This is a genomic window from Pseudomonas putida, assembly GCF_004357765.1.
Lineage (GTDB): Bacteria > Pseudomonadota > Gammaproteobacteria > Pseudomonadales > Pseudomonadaceae > Aquipseudomonas > Aquipseudomonas putida_U.
Genome location: NZ_SMTE01000003.1, coordinates 110168 through 126883 on the forward strand (window position 1 = coordinate 110168; position 16716 = coordinate 126883).

The 16716-nt window shown below is 63.5% G+C and carries 13 protein-coding genes and 1 pseudogene; 5 read left to right on the plus strand and 9 right to left on the minus strand.

Features of this window, described 5'->3' with window-relative positions:
* The first annotated feature begins 605 nt into the window (after positions 1 to 605).
* Entirely contained in the window at positions 606 to 917 is a 312-nt protein-coding gene (locus tag E2H86_RS05085) for a hypothetical protein (RefSeq protein WP_207955614.1), read from the plus strand.
* Positions 918 to 1112: 195 nt separating this feature from the next.
* Here the strand turns inward: E2H86_RS05085 and ycaC (E2H86_RS05090) are convergent, their stop codons facing one another.
* Positions 1113 to 1742 carry an isochorismate family cysteine hydrolase YcaC gene (ycaC, locus tag E2H86_RS05090; RefSeq protein WP_133325381.1) on the minus strand — a complete coding sequence of 210 codons (630 nt, stop codon included), beginning with the start codon at positions 1740 to 1742 and terminating at the stop codon, positions 1113 to 1115.
* 142 nt (positions 1743 to 1884) lie between these two features.
* Between ycaC (E2H86_RS05090) and E2H86_RS05095 the strand changes: the two genes are divergently transcribed.
* Positions 1885 to 2796 (plus strand): LysR substrate-binding domain-containing protein, encoded by a 912-nt coding sequence (locus tag E2H86_RS05095; RefSeq protein WP_133325383.1) that lies wholly within the window; start codon positions 1885 to 1887, stop codon positions 2794 to 2796.
* A gap of 17 nt (positions 2797 to 2813) precedes the next feature.
* Here E2H86_RS05095 and E2H86_RS05100 read toward each other — a convergent pair whose 3' ends face one another.
* From E2H86_RS05100 to ycaC (E2H86_RS05115), 4 genes are all read right to left on the minus strand, one after another.
* Positions 2814 to 4076 carry an OprD family porin gene (locus E2H86_RS05100; RefSeq protein ID WP_133325385.1) on the minus strand — a complete coding sequence of 421 codons (1263 nt, stop codon included), beginning with the start codon at positions 4074 to 4076 and terminating at the stop codon, positions 2814 to 2816.
* 109 nt (positions 4077 to 4185) lie between these two features.
* Positions 4186 to 6027, minus strand: a complete 1842-nt coding sequence (locus E2H86_RS05105) for an amidohydrolase (RefSeq protein ID WP_165976037.1) — start codon at positions 6025 to 6027, stop codon at positions 4186 to 4188.
* A 241-nt stretch (positions 6028 to 6268) separates the two neighbouring features.
* Positions 6269 to 6577 (minus strand): hypothetical protein, encoded by a 309-nt coding sequence (locus E2H86_RS05110; protein ID WP_133325389.1) that lies wholly within the window; start codon positions 6575 to 6577, stop codon positions 6269 to 6271.
* A 103-nt stretch (positions 6578 to 6680) separates the two neighbouring features.
* Positions 6681 to 7310 carry an isochorismate family cysteine hydrolase YcaC gene (gene ycaC / locus E2H86_RS05115; protein WP_133325391.1) on the minus strand — a complete coding sequence of 210 codons (630 nt, stop codon included), beginning with the start codon at positions 7308 to 7310 and terminating at the stop codon, positions 6681 to 6683.
* Positions 7311 to 7532: 222 nt separating this feature from the next.
* Between ycaC (E2H86_RS05115) and E2H86_RS05120 the strand changes: the two genes are divergently transcribed.
* Entirely contained in the window at positions 7533 to 8960 is a 1428-nt protein-coding gene (locus E2H86_RS05120) for a mechanosensitive ion channel family protein (RefSeq protein ID WP_133325393.1), read from the plus strand.
* A gap of 57 nt (positions 8961 to 9017) precedes the next feature.
* Here E2H86_RS05120 and amaA read toward each other — a convergent pair whose 3' ends face one another.
* Positions 9018 to 10304: an L-pipecolate oxidase gene (gene amaA / locus E2H86_RS05125; protein WP_133325395.1), complete on the minus strand. Its 1287-nt coding sequence runs from the start codon at positions 10302 to 10304 to the stop codon at positions 9018 to 9020.
* A gap of 158 nt (positions 10305 to 10462) precedes the next feature.
* The gene (gene amaB / locus E2H86_RS05130; RefSeq protein WP_133325397.1) at positions 10463 to 11953 is read right to left on the minus strand and encodes an L-piperidine-6-carboxylate dehydrogenase; all 1491 of its coding nucleotides are present in this window, start codon (positions 11951 to 11953) and stop codon (positions 10463 to 10465) included.
* Between the two features lie 136 nt (positions 11954 to 12089).
* Here amaB and E2H86_RS05135 point away from each other — a divergent pair, with 136 nt between their 5' ends.
* Positions 12090 to 12980 (plus strand): LysR family transcriptional regulator, encoded by an 891-nt coding sequence (locus E2H86_RS05135; RefSeq protein ID WP_133325399.1) that lies wholly within the window; start codon positions 12090 to 12092, stop codon positions 12978 to 12980.
* 203 nt (positions 12981 to 13183) lie between these two features.
* Positions 13184 to 14578 carry a 2-oxoadipate dioxygenase/decarboxylase HglS gene (gene hglS / locus E2H86_RS05145; RefSeq protein ID WP_133325403.1) on the plus strand — a complete coding sequence of 465 codons (1395 nt, stop codon included), beginning with the start codon at positions 13184 to 13186 and terminating at the stop codon, positions 14576 to 14578.
* A gap of 129 nt (positions 14579 to 14707) precedes the next feature.
* Here hglS and E2H86_RS26750 read toward each other — a convergent pair whose 3' ends face one another.
* Positions 14708 to 15571 carry a methyl-accepting chemotaxis protein gene (locus tag E2H86_RS26750; RefSeq protein WP_397466254.1) on the minus strand — a complete coding sequence of 288 codons (864 nt, stop codon included), beginning with the start codon at positions 15569 to 15571 and terminating at the stop codon, positions 14708 to 14710.
* Positions 15569 to 16609, minus strand: a pseudogene (locus E2H86_RS26755) (Cache 3/Cache 2 fusion domain-containing protein); the annotation flags it as partial. The gene E2H86_RS26750 and the pseudogene E2H86_RS26755, both read right to left, overlap by 3 nt.
* Positions 16610 to 16716: the final 107 nt, after the last annotated feature.

Genomic DNA, 16716 nt, shown 5'->3' on the forward strand with positions numbered 1-16716 from the left:
GCGGGAGGCCAAATGGCCTGCCGGGGTTCCGATAGCCCGGCTTTCCACTCCGCGTACAGCCGCCACCCTTCGTGTGGAAACGAAAGTTGCCGGTCAACATCATCTATCGGAGTTTGACCTTGAAAAAAATCGTTCCAGATCCACCGCTTCCCCCAACCACCCAAAACGCCCTCGACCGCTGCGATGCAGGTCAATCCGCACGCAGTGGAATTGGCAGATGTATGGGTCGAGGTGCTGTTGGATGGCATTGAGTCACAACCCGTAACGTGAGGTTGTGACACAGGTTCGCTGGGCAGGGCGTGCAGACCGGCCTGCTCGGTTTGATGTATGACGTGAATCCTATTTGAGGCCTCCAGGCGCATGCCGGGAGGCCTACGGCGCCCTCAAGATCGAGCGCCGCCCGCGCGGCGCATCGCGGCACAAGGCCGCTCCTACATTTGTTTCGGGCCAATCATGTCTGGTAGACCATCGTTGTCAGCCTTGTTGGCCCGGCGCGATGTTCGTGTTGGCGCAGGGCGCACCACGCTATTCCGTGGTGCCACCAAAGGCGAGCAACCATGGCCTGACAGACATAGGCACGTTGCAACAAATGTAGGAGCGGCCTTGTGCCGCGATGCGCCGCGCGGGCGGCGCTCGATTTGTGCGGCACTGCAAATCTCCAGCGCACGCGGCGCTCGATGAAAGTTGCCTACAACAACGAGACCTACAGATTGGCGTTCATAGGCGTCTACGAAACCAAGCGGCAGATGCTGGTGATCGTCACGCTCGAAAAAGGCAGGATGCTTTGGAATTTCATGCAGTGCGAAGCAAAAACACTCAACAAGCATCGGCACGGGGAGCTGCTCTACAAACGCTACACATTTTTGCCAAGCAAAGAAAAAGGCCACTGTCACCAGTGGCCCCGAAAGCACGCTTGATATTCGTATACACACCCTCAAGCCGGGGTGTGGAGGTCTCACCCTACGCTGATGATTCAGCCATCGACGGGGTTCCTCCACCAGCAATCGCCGCTGAATGGCTGCTGGTTTCGCGCTCAGTTGAAACGCTAACAACACTCCCCGGCCAAGTCAACGGTGGCCCCCGGTCGAAGCCACCCATCGCTTTACAGAGTGTTACTTCCCAGCCGTCAGCGCGTTGTAGCTGGTCATCAGATTCCGGTAATCCGGGATGTGATTCGAGCACAGCGTTGCCAGCCCTTCGATGTCGTTGCGCCAGTCGCGGTGCAGCTCACAGGCCACGCCGAACCAGGTCATCAGTTGCGCACCGGCCTGGCTCATGCGGTTGTGCGCGGCGTCGCGGGTCATTTCGTTGAAGGTGCCGGAAGCATCGGTGACCACGAACACATCGAACTCTTCTTCCAGGGCTGCCAGGGCCGGGAAGGCCACGCACACTTCGGTCACTACACCAGCGATGATCAGCTGCTTCTTGCCGGTGGCCTTCACCGCCTTGACGAAGTCTTCGTTGTCCCAGGCGTTGATCTGGCCTGGGCGGGCGATGTACGGGGCATCCGGGAACAGTGCTTTCAGTTCAGGCACCAGCGGGCCGTTGGGGCCTTGCTCGAAGCTGGTGGTGAGGATGGTCGGCAGGTTGAAGAACTTGGCAAGATCGGCCAGGGCCAGCACGTTGTTCTTGAATGCATCCGGCTCGATGTCACGGACCAGCGACAGCAGGCCAGCCTGGTGGTCAACCAGCAGAACAGCGGCGTCGTCTTTGTTCAGGCGGTTGTATTTGAAGTTGCTCATGGTCGTAGCTCCTCAGGTGTCGATTTTCAGTAAGTTGGTGTTTCGCGTTGATGGGAGAAGATTAAAACCTGGAACATTTGGGCGGTAGACGGCAGAATTTGTCCTTAGCGTTCTATTTCGTGAACGATCCGGAGAGCGATCATTGGAAGACCTCAACTCCCTGTACTACTTCACCCAAGTGGTAGAACACGGGGGCTTCGCCCCTGCGGGTCGGGCCCTGAACATGCCCAAGTCGAAGCTTAGTCGGCGTATCGCCGACCTCGAGGAACGTCTCGGCGTCCGCTTGCTGCACCGCACCAGTCGGCTGTGTTCGCTCACCGAGATCGGTCAGGCCTACTACAACCGCTGCCTGGCCATGCGCGTCGAGGCCGAAGGCGCCGCGGAAATCATCGAACGCAATCGCAGCGAACCGCGTGGGTTGGTGCGCATCAGTTGCCCGACCACGCTGCTCAATGCCTGGGTCGGCCCCATGCTGGCGCGTTACATGGCCAAGTACCCTCAGGTCGAGCTGTTCATCGAAAGTACCAACCGCCGCGTCGACTTGCTCCATGAAGGCTTCGACGTGGCCTTGCGTGTGCGCTTTCCACCCTTGGAAAACACCGACATGGTGATGAAGGTGCTGAGCAACAGTACCCAGTGCCTGGTCGGCCACCCGCAGTACCTGGAGCAGTTGCCCGAGGGCTTCGACCCGCAGCAGCTCGGCCAACTGCCCAGCCTGCATTGGGGCGGCGCTCAGCGTGAGTATCAGTGGGAGCTGTTCCAAGGCGAGGACACCAGCCGCAGCATCGTCATCGCGCACACGCCGCGCGTGGTGACCGACGATCTGTTCGCGCTGCGCCACTTCGTGGTCGCCGGCCTGGGCATCGCCCACTTGCCGCGGGTCGCGGTACGCGACGACCTGGCGGCAGGCCGGTTGGTCGAATTGCTGCCCGACTGGCATCCGCGCTGTGGCATCGTCCATGCGATCTTCCCGTCGCGCCGCGGCTTGTTGCCCTCGGTACGTTCGCTGATCGACCATCTCGCCGAGGAGTTCGTCGTCAGCGACATGGCCTGACCAGGCCCGGGCGCTGCTCAAAAGCGCCCCTTGAGCGGGTATTCGACGATCAGGTAGATACGGTCGATATCGTCACCCGCCTGAGCCTGGTTGGCACGGTGGCTGACGTGGGAGAACGACAGGCTGAGGTCCTTGGCGGCACCAGCCTGGACCACGTACTTGAGGTCGATATCACGCTCCCAATGCCGCCCACCCTGCCCTTGCTGCCCTACGTACGCCCCACTGGCCGGGGCATGGGTGCCGTCGATGCCACTGCCGCTGACGTAACGCCCCATCAGACTGAGGCCGGGCACGCCCAGAGTGGCGAAGTCGAGGTCATAGCGCAGTTGCCACGAGCGCTCGCCGGGGCCGTTGAAGTCGGCATACTTGATGGAGTTGGCCAGGTAGATGGAGTCGCCACCGACGAAGTCGAACGGCGTATCGCCTTCGATCTTCTGGTAGGCCAGGGTAAATGCCTGAGCACCGGCCAGGTATTTGGCGGCGACGCTGTAGGCCAAGGTGTCGATGGCACCAGCGCGGGCGGCGCCGGTGTCGCGGGTCTGGTACAGGTTGCCATCGAGACGCCAGGGCCCCTGGGTCCAGTTCAAGTTGAGATAGGCCTGGCGCCAGGTGTCCTGCAACTGCCCGGCGTACAGCGCCCCGCCGAACCGGCCCCCAGGTGCGAAGGTGGCTCCGACCAGGCTCATGGCGCGACCTTCGGTGGTGGCGCCGTAGCCGCTGAAATCGCCGTGGGTGGCGCTGTTGTCCTGGTTGTTGAAGGCAGTGAATCGCCCGGCCTGCAAGCGCCAGCCAGGCAGGCTGGTGTTCTCCAGCAGCCAGCCGGTGGCGTATTCGGGATGCAGGCGCTTGTCACCAGTGTCGAACACGGGTGTTTCCACGGTCATTTCGCCCAAGCGCAACTGGGTCTCACCCAAGCGCAGCTTCAGCGCAGCGCCTGCACTTGAATAATTCGACTCGGCCCGCCCCTCGCTGTCACGCGGCAGCAGACCAGCGCCTGCATGGCCGCGGCCACCATCGAGCTTGATGCCGATGAAGCCATGGGCATCCAGCCCCAGGCCCACGCTGCCTTGGGTGAAGCCGGAGCGGATTTCGCCGATGAAGCCCTGGGCCCATTCCTGGCGGTAGTTCTGCCGGGCACCCGCCGGGGAACGGAAGTCGCTGTGCAGGAAGTAGTTACGGCTGAGCAGAGACCATTCGGCATCCTGTGCATGGCCAAGCACCGGACATAGGGCCACGGTGGCTAACAGGGCACGACCTGGGCCTTGTAGGGTGGGGGTCATGGCGGGCGTCCGGTTTTAGAGGTGTTTCCAGAAGGCTTGGGGTGGCTATGCTGGCCTCTTCGCGCCGAACCGCCGCGAAGAGACCCGCACAGACGACTGACAGCTCAGGTCAGAAGGCGAAGCACGAACAACCCAACGCGCCCCAGAAGCCCTGGAAGTCGTTCACCGGCACGCTCGAATGCCGCGCCTTCTCATGGCTGTGTGCATGCACCCCGCAAGGCCCGACGCACTGGTGCGCCACTGCCGCCAGCGACGGCGTGCCCACACGCCAGTGCCCTGGCACCTTGGTCACCGGCGACCACTCGGGCAGCACCGGCACCTGGGGTGGGCCGAGGCGGTCGAACTCGGCTGCTGCATACACCACCTTGCCATCGACGATGGTCAGCACCGACTCGATGCCCTTGATCGCTTCTTCCTCGACGCTGAAGAAGTCCAGCGACAGCGCCGCCAGGTCGGCCAACTGACCTACCTTGATCTGGCCTTTCTTGCCCTGCTCGCTGGAGAACCAGGCACTGCCCTGGGTGAACAACTGCAGCGCGGTAGCACGGTCCAAGCCTTCCGGGTACAGCTCCATGCCACCCACGGTCTTGCCGCTGACCAACCAGTACAGCGAAGTCCAGGGGTTGTAGCTCGACACGCGGGTAGCATCGGTACCGGCGCCCACCGGTACGCCCATCTCGAGCATGCGCTTGATCGGCGGCGTTTGCTCGGCAGCCTTGGCGCCGTAACGGTCGACGAAGTATTCACCCTGGAAGGCCATACGGTCCTGGATGGCGATACCGCCGCCCAAGGCACGTACGCGCTCGATGTTCTCCGGGCTGATGGTTTCGGCGTGATCGAAGAACCACGGCAGGCCATTGAACGGAATGTCACGGTTGACCTTCTCGAACACGTCGAGCATGCGCGTGATCGATTCGTTGTAGGTGGCATGCAGGCGGAACGGCCAGCGCTGCTCGACCAAGTGGCGCACTACCGGCTCCAGTTCCTGCTCCATGGTCTGCGGCAGGTCCGGACGCGGTTCGAGGAAGTCTTCGAAGTCAGCGGCAGAGAACACCAGCATCTCGCCAGCGCCATTGTGGCGCAGGAAGTCGGTACCGCTGTGCAGCTTGACGCTGGCGGTCCACTTGCGGAAATCGTCCAGCTCTTCCTTTGGCTTCTGGGTGAACAGGTTGTAAGCGATGCGCACGGTCAGCTGGTCCTTGTCGGCCAGTTCCTGGATCACCGAGTAATCGTCAGGGAAGTTCTGGTAGCCGCCGCCAGCATCGATGGCGCTGGTCAAACCCAGACGATTGAGTTCACGCATGAACTGGCGGGTGGAGTTGACCTGATATTCCAGCGGCAGTTTCGGCCCTTTGGCCAAGGTGGCGTAGAGGATCATCGCGTTGGGACGGGCGATCAGCATGCCGGTCGGATTGCCGAACTTGTCACGCTGGATCTCGCCCCCCGGTGGGTTCGGGGTGCTCTTGTCATAGCCCACGGCCTTGAGAGCGGCGCGATTGAGCAACGCGCGGTCATACAGGTGCAGCAGAAACACCGGGGTGTCGGGGGCGGCCTGGTTGATTTCTTCCAGGGTCGGCATGCGCTTTTCGGCGAACTGGAACTCGTTCCAGCCACCCACCACACGGACCCACTGCGGGGTTGGCGTACGTGCCGCCTGGTCCTTGAGCATGCGCAGGGCATCGGCCACCGATGGCACGCCTTCCCAGCGCAGCTCCAGGTTGTAGTTGAGGCCGCCGCGGATCAAGTGCAGGTGCGAATCGTTGAGGCCAGGAATGACCGTGCGCTGCTTGAGATCGATGATCTGCGTAGCCGCACCCTTGTGGGCCATGGCCTCGGCATCGTTGCCCACGGCGATGAAACGCCCGTCCTTGATGGCAGCGGCGGTGGCGGTGGGCTTTTCGCGGTCGACGGTGTGCAGTTTACCGTTGAACAGGATGAGGTCGGCGGTCATGGAGCCTCCTTGGGTGGATGCATGGGCGGAACCGGCAGCGCCGGCGAAGGGCAAAGCGGACCAGAGCGCGCCGGCGGCACCGAGCACGGTGCTGGTGGCGAGGAACTGGCGACGGCTCTTGTCGTTGGGGTCCTGGGTCATGGTCATCTCCGTGTGGCGCCGGCGGCTGCTGCATCCGCGGATCATGCCGGTTGCGGTGCAGCCATGGATTGAATGGATGTGCGGTGCAGGTGGAGGAAGCTTAGCCCTGCAACCACTTGGCGCTGCGTCGGGTCACCCAGGGCATGATGTAGAAGACCACGGGCAAGATGACGAACAAGTTGACGATCAGGTTGCCGACAATCAGGCCCCCGAGCTGTGGAAAGCGGGCGAACAACGGCGCCAGCAGTTGCGGGATGATCATGGTCATCGGGCAGATCACCAGGTAGGTCAGCAGCGCCTGCTTCCAGCGTGGGGGCTGCGTGGCCGTGGTGCCGGGCGGGCTTTCAAGGATCTGCTGTTGCAGACAGACGGTTACCACTTCGCGGTTGTTCTGGAGTGCGGTGTTCATCGGCGTTCCTTGGATGAGCGTGCCCGCATCCACTGTGCAACGGCAGACGGGCGTAGTGATCAATGGAGAATGCTGCCCCGGACGAGCCCGGGGCAGGGTCGGCTCACTTGCCGGCGTTGAAGGCGTTGTAGCTGGTCATCAGATTCCGGTAATCCGGGATGTGATTCGAGCACAGCGTTGCCAGACCTTCGATGTCGTTGCGCCAGTCGCGGTGCAGCTCACAGGCCACGCCGAACCAGGTCATCAGTTGCGCACCGGCCTGGCTCATGCGGTTGTGCGCGGCGTCGCGGGTCATTTCGTTGAAGGTGCCGGAAGCATCGGTGACCACGAACACATCGAACTCTTCTTCCAGGGCTGCCAGGGCCGGGAAGGCCACGCACACTTCGGTCACTACACCAGCGATGATCAGTTGCTTCTTGCCGGTGGCCTTCACCGCCTTGACGAAGTCTTCGTTGTCCCAGGCGTTGATCTGGCCTGGGCGGGCGATGTACGGGGCATCCGGGAACAGCGCTTTCAGTTCGGGCACCAGCGGGCCGTTGGGGCCTTGCTCGAAGCTGGTGGTGAGGATGGTCGGCAGGTTGAAGAACTTGGCAAGATCGGCCAGGGCCAGCACGTTGTTCTTGAATGCATCCGGCTCGATGTCACGGACCAGCGACAGCAGGCCAGCCTGGTGGTCGACCAGCAGAACAGCGGCGTCGTCTTTGTTCAGGCGGTTGTATTTGAAGTTGCTCATGGTCGTAGCTCCTAAGGTGTCGATTTTCAGTAGTTGGGTGTTTCGCGTTGATGGGAGAAGATTAAAACCAGGACCTTTGGAGCGGTAGACTGCTTTTTTTGGCTTTAGCGTTCTATTTTGTGAACGATAGATCGGCGGCGGTTTTTTCGCGACCAAGCCCATTGCCTGGCGCACGAACCTGCTCTATTACTACCCACAGCCCTCCCCTGTACCGAGACGATCATGCTGGCGTTCATCCAGTCTTCCCCGTTGTTGCTCGGCGCTACCTTGATCCTGCTCGACCTCATCCTCTGGCAGCTGATCCCCATCCACCGAAGGCTCTGGCGCATCGGCGCACGGCTGGCGATCTTCCTGCTGTTCAGCGCGGTGCTGCTGGCTGCCGGGATGAGCCCGCTGCAGCCACCCCCCTGGCCAGACGACCTGGCGCGCAATCTCATGGCCACGGTGCTGGCCATCGGCTGGTGGTTGTTCGGCGCGCGCACGGTGACGGTGGTGTTCGGACTGTTGCTCGGGGCCCGCGGCAGCCATGGCGGGCGCTTGCTGCAGGACGTCCTGGGGGCATTGATATTCCTGGCGGCGGTGGTCGCCGCCGCTGGCTACGTGATGCAGCTGCCGGTCAAGGGCCTGTTGGCCACCTCCGGAGTGATGGCCATCGTCATCGGTCTGGCGTTGCAGAGCACCCTGGCCGATGTGTTCAGCGGCATCGTGCTGAACACCACGCGGCCCTACCAGATCGGTGACTCGATCGCCATCGACGGCACCGAGGGCAAGGTGCTGGACATCGACTGGCGCGCCACGCGCCTGCTCACCGGCACCGGCAGTCTGGCGGTGATCCCCAACTCGGTGGCGGCCAAGGCGCGGTTGCTCAACCACAGCCGCCCGCCGGATGTGCACGGGGTGTCGATCAGCGTGGTGGTGCCGGCCAAGGTACGCCCCCGGCGGGTGTTCGATGCCCTGGAAAAGGCTCTGCAGGGCACCCGGGCGATCCTCCCCTCTCCGCCGCCCAGAGTCTCGGTGAAGACGTCATCCCTCGGCGCGGTGGAATACGAGGCCAGCGGTTTCATCGCCGACATGGCCGGCAAGGGCGAGGCACGCAATCAGCTGTTCGACCTGGCGCACCGCCACCTGGAGGCCAGCGGCGTGGTGTGGAACGCCGACCTGGCGATGCCGCCGCGCAGCCGCCAACGCGACGTGCTGGACGAGGTGCGGGTGTTCCGCTCGCTGAGCGAGGACGAGCGCGATGCCTTGAGCCAGCGCATGACCACCGTGGAATACCTGGCCGACCAGGTGATCCTCGAAGTGGGAGCGCACTCCGACTATCTGCTGGTGATCGGTAGCGGCGTGGTATCAGCCTCGGTGCGCGATGGCGACAAACTGCTCGAAGCGGGGCGCATGGGGCCGGGGGAGGTGCTGGGGATCGAGGGCATCGTCGACGAGGACGACTCGCTGGCCGAATTCAGGACACTGACCAGCTGCGTGCTGTACCGCATCGACAAGGCCCAGGTAAAGAGCTGCCTGGAGCAGCGAGGCGAGGTGCAGGTGGCGCTGACCAAGCTGCAACGGTTTCGCCGACAGAGCCGGGAGTCGTTGCTGTTGCAGAAGCCGCCTTCAATCAAGAAAGGCGGCTTTCTCAGCTGGTTGCATAGATAGCCTGGACCGGCCAACGCGGATCTGCAGAAGCCGGCTTGCCGGCGATGACGCCCGCCGCTACAACACCACCCGCAAACACTGCCCCGCGTGATACAGCGAGAACCCCGATTCATAGAACGCAGTGCGCAGCGAAGGCGCACTCACACCCTTCATCGGCGAGAACGGGATCGGCAGACTGTCCGGCTGATCCTTGAGCAGAAACTCCGCGAATGCTCGCCCGATCACGGTCCCGGTGGTATTGCCGCGACCATTGTAGCCAGTCACCGCCACCAGCCCCGGCGCCGGCTCGAACAAGCGCATCAGGTGATCCGGCGTGAAGTCGATGCAGCCGGTCCAGTGCATTTCCCACTCGACCTTGCCCAATTCAGGATAGTAATGGCGCTGGATCCGGTCAGCCCAGCTACGCACGAACCACGCCGGCTTGTTGTCGACCCGGCCGAGGCTGCCGAGCAGCAAGCGCCCTTGGTCATCGCGGCGGATGCTGCTGAGCACCGTGCGCGTGTCCCACGAACCTTGCCCATGGGGCAGGACCTTGTCGGCGGCGGCGCCTTGCAGCGGCTTGGAGGCCACTTGGTAGTAGTAACCTCGGAAGAACTGCTTTTGCAGGTTGCTCCAGTCGCCTTCGGTGTAGGCCCCCGTGGAAATCACCACCTTCTCGGCACGCACCGAGCCGTGAGCGGTCTTCACTCGCCAGGCATCGCCTTCACGTGAAAGGCCTTCGACCGAGGACTGCTGGAACAGCTTACCGCCCAGGCGTACCACGGCAGCCGCCAGGCCTTGGGTATAACCCATGGGGTTGATGGTACCGGCGCGGCGGTCGAGCAGCGCGGCGGAGATCTTGTCGGTGCCGCAGTATTCCTGGCACTGGGCGCCAGTCAGCAGCTCGACGTCGGCACCGCGACGGCTCCACTGGGTGTGACGCGCCTCGAGGTCGGCGATGCCAGTGGCGTTGTGCGCCATGTGCAGGGTGCCCTTGTTCTGCGCCTGGCAGTCGATGCCAAGACGCTCGATCATGGCGAACACTTCACCAGGGGCTTCGCCAAGCACCTTGTTCAGACGACCGCCTTGCTTGTGGCCCAGGGTCGCCTCGACATCGTCGGGACGGATCCAGGTACCGGCATTGACCAGCCCGACGTTGCGCCCGGAGCCGCCATGGCCAATCTGCCAGGCCTCCAGCAGGATCACCGACTTGCCCTGTTCGAGCAGGTGGATGGCCGCCGACAGGCCAGTGATGCCCCCGCCGATGACGCATACGTCGGTTTTGTGTTCACCGGCCAGGGCCTGAACGGCGACGGCAGGTTTACTGACGAATTCCCACAAGCATTGTTGACGCAGTTCGGCCATGGCCCGGCTCCAGCAATTTGTTCTTGTTGGGGCTGCTTTGCAGCCCATTCGCGGGCAAGCCCGCTCCCACAGGACCTCCACTGCCCTTGAGGCCTGTGTGGCGCCTGTGGGAGCGGGCTTACCCGCGAACCGGGGGCAATGCCCCCGGCCATGCAGCATCAGTCGAACACGATCCCCTGCGCCAGCGGCAACTCACGCGAGTAGTTCACGGTGTTGGTCTGACGACGCATGTAACCTTTCCAGGCATCGGAGCCGGACTCACGCCCACCGCCGGTTTCCTTCTCGCCACCGAACGCACCACCGATCTCGGCACCGCTGGTGCCGATGTTGACGTTGGCGATACCGCAGTCACTGCCCGAGGCGCTCTGGAAGCGCTCGGCCTCGCGAATGTCGGTGGTGAAGATGCACGACGACAGGCCTTGGGGCACCTCGTTGTTCAGGCGCAGGGCCTCTTCGAAATCGTCGTAGGCCAGCACGTAGAGGATCGGCGCAAACGTCTCGTGGCGTACCACGTCGCTCTGCCCGGGCATCTCGGCGATGGCCGGCGACACGTAATAGGCGTTCGGGTATTGCTCGGCCAGTTGGCGCTCGCCGCCGAACACCTGGCCACCTTCGTCACGGGCCTTGGCCAGTGCGCCTTGCATGGCGTCGAACGACTGCTTGTCGATCAGCGGGCCGACCAAGTTGTCCTTGCGTGGGTCGCCGATGCGTACCTTGCCGTAGGCGGCTTTGACCCGAGCCACTACCTCGTCTTTGATCGAGCGGTGCACGATGAGACGACGCAGGGTGGTACAGCGCTGACCGGCGGTGCCGACGGCGGAGAACAGGATGCCACGCACGGCCAGGTCAAGGTCGGCGCTCGGCGCCAGGATCATGGCGTTGTTGCCGCCCAATTCGAGGATGCTGCGGCCGAAGCGTGCTGCCACCCGTGGGCCGACTTCACGGCCCATGCGGGTGCTGCCGGTGGCGCTGACCAGCGGAACACGCGGGTCGTCGACCAGGGCTTCGCCGGCCTCACGGCCACCGATCACCAACTGCGCCAAGCCTGCAGGAGCATCGCCGAAGGCCTTCAGGGCCTTTTCGAACAGCGCCTGGCAAGCCAACGCGGTCAATGGCGTCTTTTCCGACGGTTTCCACACCACCGCGTTGCCGGCCACCAGCGCCAGGGCGGTGTTCCAGGCCCATACGGCCACCGGGAAGTTGAACGCGCTGATCACACCGACCACGCCCAGCGGGTGCCAGGTTTCACGCATGTGGTGGCCCGGGCGCTCGGAGGCGATCGTCAGACCATAGAGCTGACGTGACAGGCCGACGGCGAAGTCGCAGATGTCGATCATTTCCTGCACTTCACCCAGGCCTTCCTGGGTGATCTTGCCGGCTTCGATCGAGACCAGCTCGCCAAGATCGGCCTTGTGGGCGCGCAGCACTTCACCGAACAGGCGCACCAGTTCGCCCCGGCGTGGAGCCGGCACGCTGCGCCAGGCTTCGAAAGCGCTGTGGGCCTGATCGATGCAAGCAGTGGTCTCGGCCTTGCCAAGCAGTTTCACCGAGGCGATCTGGCTGCCGTCGATCGGCGTGTGAACAGGGTAGTCGCCCTGGGTGTAAGCCTCGGCGGCAACGCCAAGGCGCTCGAGCAATCCAGCAACCATTTGTGCATCTCCTACATCGGGTGATGGGGTGGAAAATTGATGGGGATCAGTATTAATCCGATCACTCTGGTGCAACAAACGACCTTTATTCCGCATATCATTCCGTCAGGTAATGATTCGAGCCACAGAGACCGCTATGTCCAAACGCCTGGTGCCCTCCATGACCGCGCTGCAATGCTTCGAGGCCGCAGCCCGCCACCTGAGTTTTACCCGTGCCGCCGAAGAACTGCACCTGACCCAGAGCGCAGTCAGCAAACAGGTGGCGCAGCTTGAAGAGATGCTGCGCCATCACCTGTTCCTGCGCATCCGTCGGCGCCTGCAACTGACCCCGGCCGGCAGCCTGTACCTGGCCGAGGTCAACAAGATCCTCACCCAGGTCGACATGTCCAGTCGCTATGTGCTGACGTATGGCGAGCAGACCGAGATATTGAAGGTAGCCACCCAGCCGAGTTTCGGCGTGCGCTGGTTGATCCCGCACCTGAAGGGCTTCGGCAAGCGCCACCCGAACATTCATCTGGACATCCGCAACGAGATGGAGCCGTTCGCGTTGTTGCAGGGCTCGGCGGACGTGGTGTTCTTCTATGGCCAGGGCACCTGGCCGGGCGCCACCTGCGTGGAACTGTTCGGTGAAGAAGTGGTGCCGGTGTGCGCGCCGGAACTGCTGGCCGGGCGTGAGCTTGGCAGCGCCGCAGAGCTGGCCGAGCTGGTGCTGCTGCAGAGCACCTCACGGCCCGAGGCCTGGCACGAGTGGTTTCTGGAGCTGGAGCTGCACAGCGTCAGCGCTTACCACGGGCCGCGCTTCGACACCTTCTACATGGCCTTGAGCGCGGCGCAGTCCGGCTGCGGGGTGGCCTTGGTGCCGCGCTATCTGGCAGCCAAGGAGCTGGCAGAAGGCAGCCTGGTCATTCCCTGGAATCATCCGATGCGCAGCGCGGGGGCTCATTACCTGGCGTATGCCGAGCATGCGGCCGAGGTGCCGAAGGTTCGGGCATTGGTGGAGTGGATTCGCGAGCAGTTCCCGGCTTGATGGCCTCTTCGCGGGACAAGCCCGCTCCCACAGGTACCCCATGGTTTTCAAAGACTGTGGGGTACCTGTAGGAGCGGGCTTGTCCCGCGAAGAGGCATCAAGGTCGATCATAAAAGGAATGACTCACGCACTTTTTTTCGCTTGTGGCCAGAGTGCATTCCCAGCTTTCATGTAAGTGTCCGAACCCAACCAGGAAGCTAGCGATGCCCGCCCACGATTTCGTCAGCCCCGACAGCATCCGCGCGCAGTTCTCTGCCGCCATGTCGCTCATGTACAAACAGGAAGTGCCGCTGTACGGCACGCTGCTGGAGTTGGTGAGCGAAATCAACCAGCAGGTCATGGCCGAGCAACCCCAGGTTGCCCAGGCCCTGCGCTGGACCGGCGAAATAGAACGCCTCGACCAGGAACGCCACGGCGCCATCCGCGTCGGCACACCCGAAGAACTGGCGACCATCGCCCGTCTGTTCGCGGTCATGGGCATGCAGCCGGTCGGCTACTACGACTTGAGCTCGGCCGGCGTGCCAGTGCACTCCACCGCCTTCCGCGCCGTGCACGAGCAATCGCTGCATGTCAGCCCGTTCCGCGTGTTCACCTCGTTGTTGCGCCTGGAACTGATCGACAGCCCGCAATTGCGGGCCCTGGCCGAGGACATTCTGGCCAAACGCAAGATCTTCACCCCCCGTGCGCTCGAGCTGATCGTCCAAGCCGAACGTGACGGTGGCCTGAACGCCGAAGATGCCGACGCATTCGTGCAGGAGGCCCTGCACACCTTCCGCTGGCACCAGGACGCCACGGTCACCGCCGAGCAGTACCAGCAATTGCACGACCAGCACCGCCTGATCGCCGACGTGGTAGCCTTCAAAGGCCCGCACATCAACCATCTGACCCCGCGCACCCTGGACATCGACGCCATTCAGCGCGGCATGCCGGCCAAGGGCATTCCACCCAAAGCGGTAGTCGAAGGCCCCCCCACCCGCCGTCACCCGATCCTGTTACGCCAGACCAGCTTCAAGGCCCTGCAGGAAAAGGTCGCCTTCAGCGGCCAGCACGGTAACGAAGGCAGCCACACAGCACGCTTCGGCGAGATCGAGCAACGCGGCGCAGCGCTGACGCCCAAGGGCCGTCAGCTCTACGACCAGCTGCTGGACGCTACCCGCGCCGCCCTCGGTGGCGCACCCGCCGAGGCCAATGCCGAGCGCTACATGGCACTGCTGCAGGAAAGCTTCGCCACCTTCCCCGACGACCTCGCGCAGATGCGTGAACAGGGCCTGGCGTACTTCCGCTACTTCCCCACCGACAAAGGCCTGGCGGCCCGTGGTCAGCAAGACCGTCCGGCAACCCTGGAAGGCCTGATCGAAGCCGGCCACGTGCATTTCGAAGCGTTGGTGTACGAAGACTTCCTGCCGGTCAGTGCAGCGGGGATCTTCCAGTCCAATCTGGGCGATGACGCCCAGGCCGAATACGGCAGCAATGCCAACCGCGAGGCCTTCGAGGCGGCATTGGGACTGCAGGTGCAGGATGAGCTGACATTGTATGCGCAGAGCGAGCAGCGGTCGGTGCAAGCCTGTGCGCAGGCGCTGGGGCTGCCAGGTATTTAACCAGGACTACCACGCTGCCCTCTTCGCGGGGCGAGCCCGCTCCCACAGGAACACCACCGGCTGAAAAACGGTGGAGATCCTGTGGGAGCGGGCTCGCCCCGCGAAAGGGCCAGTACAGGCTGCAACCTGCTACACCCGGAACCGATCCACTTCCTGACGCAACTGCGCCGCCAACCCTTCCAACTCCCGCGCAGTAAAGGCCAGCTCATTGGCCACGTCGCGTTGTTCGCTGTTGGCCTGGGCGATGCTCTGCAGGTTGCGGCTGAGCACCGTGGCGGTACTGCTCTGCTCCTGGGTCGCGGTACTGATCACGGCGAACTGCTCCCCCGCCGCCCGGCTCTGCTCATCGATGCGCGCCAGCGCCTCGGCCACTTTGTCGTTGCGCTCCAGCCCTTCACGCATCAACTGGTTACCTTGCTCCAAGGTGGTGATCGCATGCCCGGTCTGCTGCTGAATGCTGGTGATCATTCCGGAAATCTCATCCGTCGCTTGGCGGGTGCGCGCTGCCAGACCACGCACTTCATCGGCGACCACGGCGAACCCTCGGCCCTGCTCACCTGCCCGCGCTGCCTCGATAGCCGCGTTGAGCGCCAGCAGATTGGTCTGCTCGGCAATCGCCGTGATCACGCTGATGATCCCACCGATCTCCTGGGAACGTGCACCCAGGCTGTCCATCACTGTCGCCGTGCCGCCCAGCGCCTCGGCGATCTGGTGCAGCGAACGCGACGCCTCGTCCATGGCGCTGCGGCCAATACGGGTCTGCTGGGCATTGTCGCGGGCCATGCGCTCGGTGCCGGCCATGTTGTCGGCGATGTTCATCGAGGTGGCGCTGAACTCCTCCACGGCACCCGCCATGCTGGTGATCTCACCGGATTGCTGATCCATGCCCTCGCAGGCGCCGGCCGACAGCCCGGACAGAGAGCGGGCGCGGCCACTGACCTGCTCGGAGGCACTGCGAATGTGCTCGACCATGGTCGCCAGGGCTTCACCCATCTTGTTGAAGCTGCCTGCCAGCTGGCCGATCTCGTCATGACTGGTCACCACCAGGCGTGCATTCAAGTCGCCGGCGCCCAGGGCCTCGGCCTGGCGCACCAGATCGTCCAGCGGACGCAACTTGCGCCGTAGCAGCCACAGCGTGGCGGCCACCGCCAGGAGCATCGCCAGCAGGCTGCCGATGGCCAGGCGCACGCCGACGCTCCAGGTCACCTCGCGGATCTCGGCCTTGGGCATGCTCGCCACCACGGTCCAGGGGCCTTCGGCGAACGGCGCGGAGACACTGAAGAGGTCCTGCTCGGCGTTGGCCGGCGGCACCAGCCACTGACCCTGCTCGTCGCGCAAGGCCAACGAGCCGGTCTGGCCGATGCGGAAGCGCTTGAGATTGGTGAACTGCGCATTCTGAGCATCGGTGTAGTCGAAGCCGACGAACAGCACGGCAATCACCCGCCCGGCAGCGTCGCTGACCGGCACATAGCGGGTCATGTAGTTGCGCTCGAACAGGACCGCGCGGCCCACGTACATCTGCCCGGCCATCAGCTTGGCATAAGCTGGATGCTGGCGGTCGAGCTGGGTGCCGATGGCGCGGGTACCATCCTGTTTCTTCAGGTTGGTGCTGATGCGCACGAAGTCATCGCCCTTGCGGACGAACAGCGTCGCGATACCGGCCGTCATCTGTTGGAATTCGTCGACCTGGTGGAAGTCGTTGTTGAGCAGGTGATCGCCCTGGTACAGCGCCGGTGTCGCCACTCCCGCCACATCGATCAGCTCATCGGCATGCAACGCCAGACCCGAGGCGAAACGGCGCTCGAAAAGCCCGCTCAGGCGCTGGGTGTTGTCCTTGAGCGAGCTGTGGAAGGTCGCTAACTGGTCGGCCAGCAGCCGTGCCTCGCTGCCCAGGTGTTGCTGGCGCGTGGCGAAGTTGGCGTCGTCCAGCGCACGCAGGGCGAACAGGGTACTGCCGGTGATCACCAGCGCCAGCACGATGGCAAGGGCGACACCGAGCTGGGAGGCGATTCGGGCACGCGGTTTAGACATTTAGAAGCTCCTGGCAAGAGGCCGGGATCGTCCTGATCACGCTGACCACCCACTTTTCTTGGACGGGAAAATCACGTCCTCTTTCGGGACGCTGGTGCCATTAGATC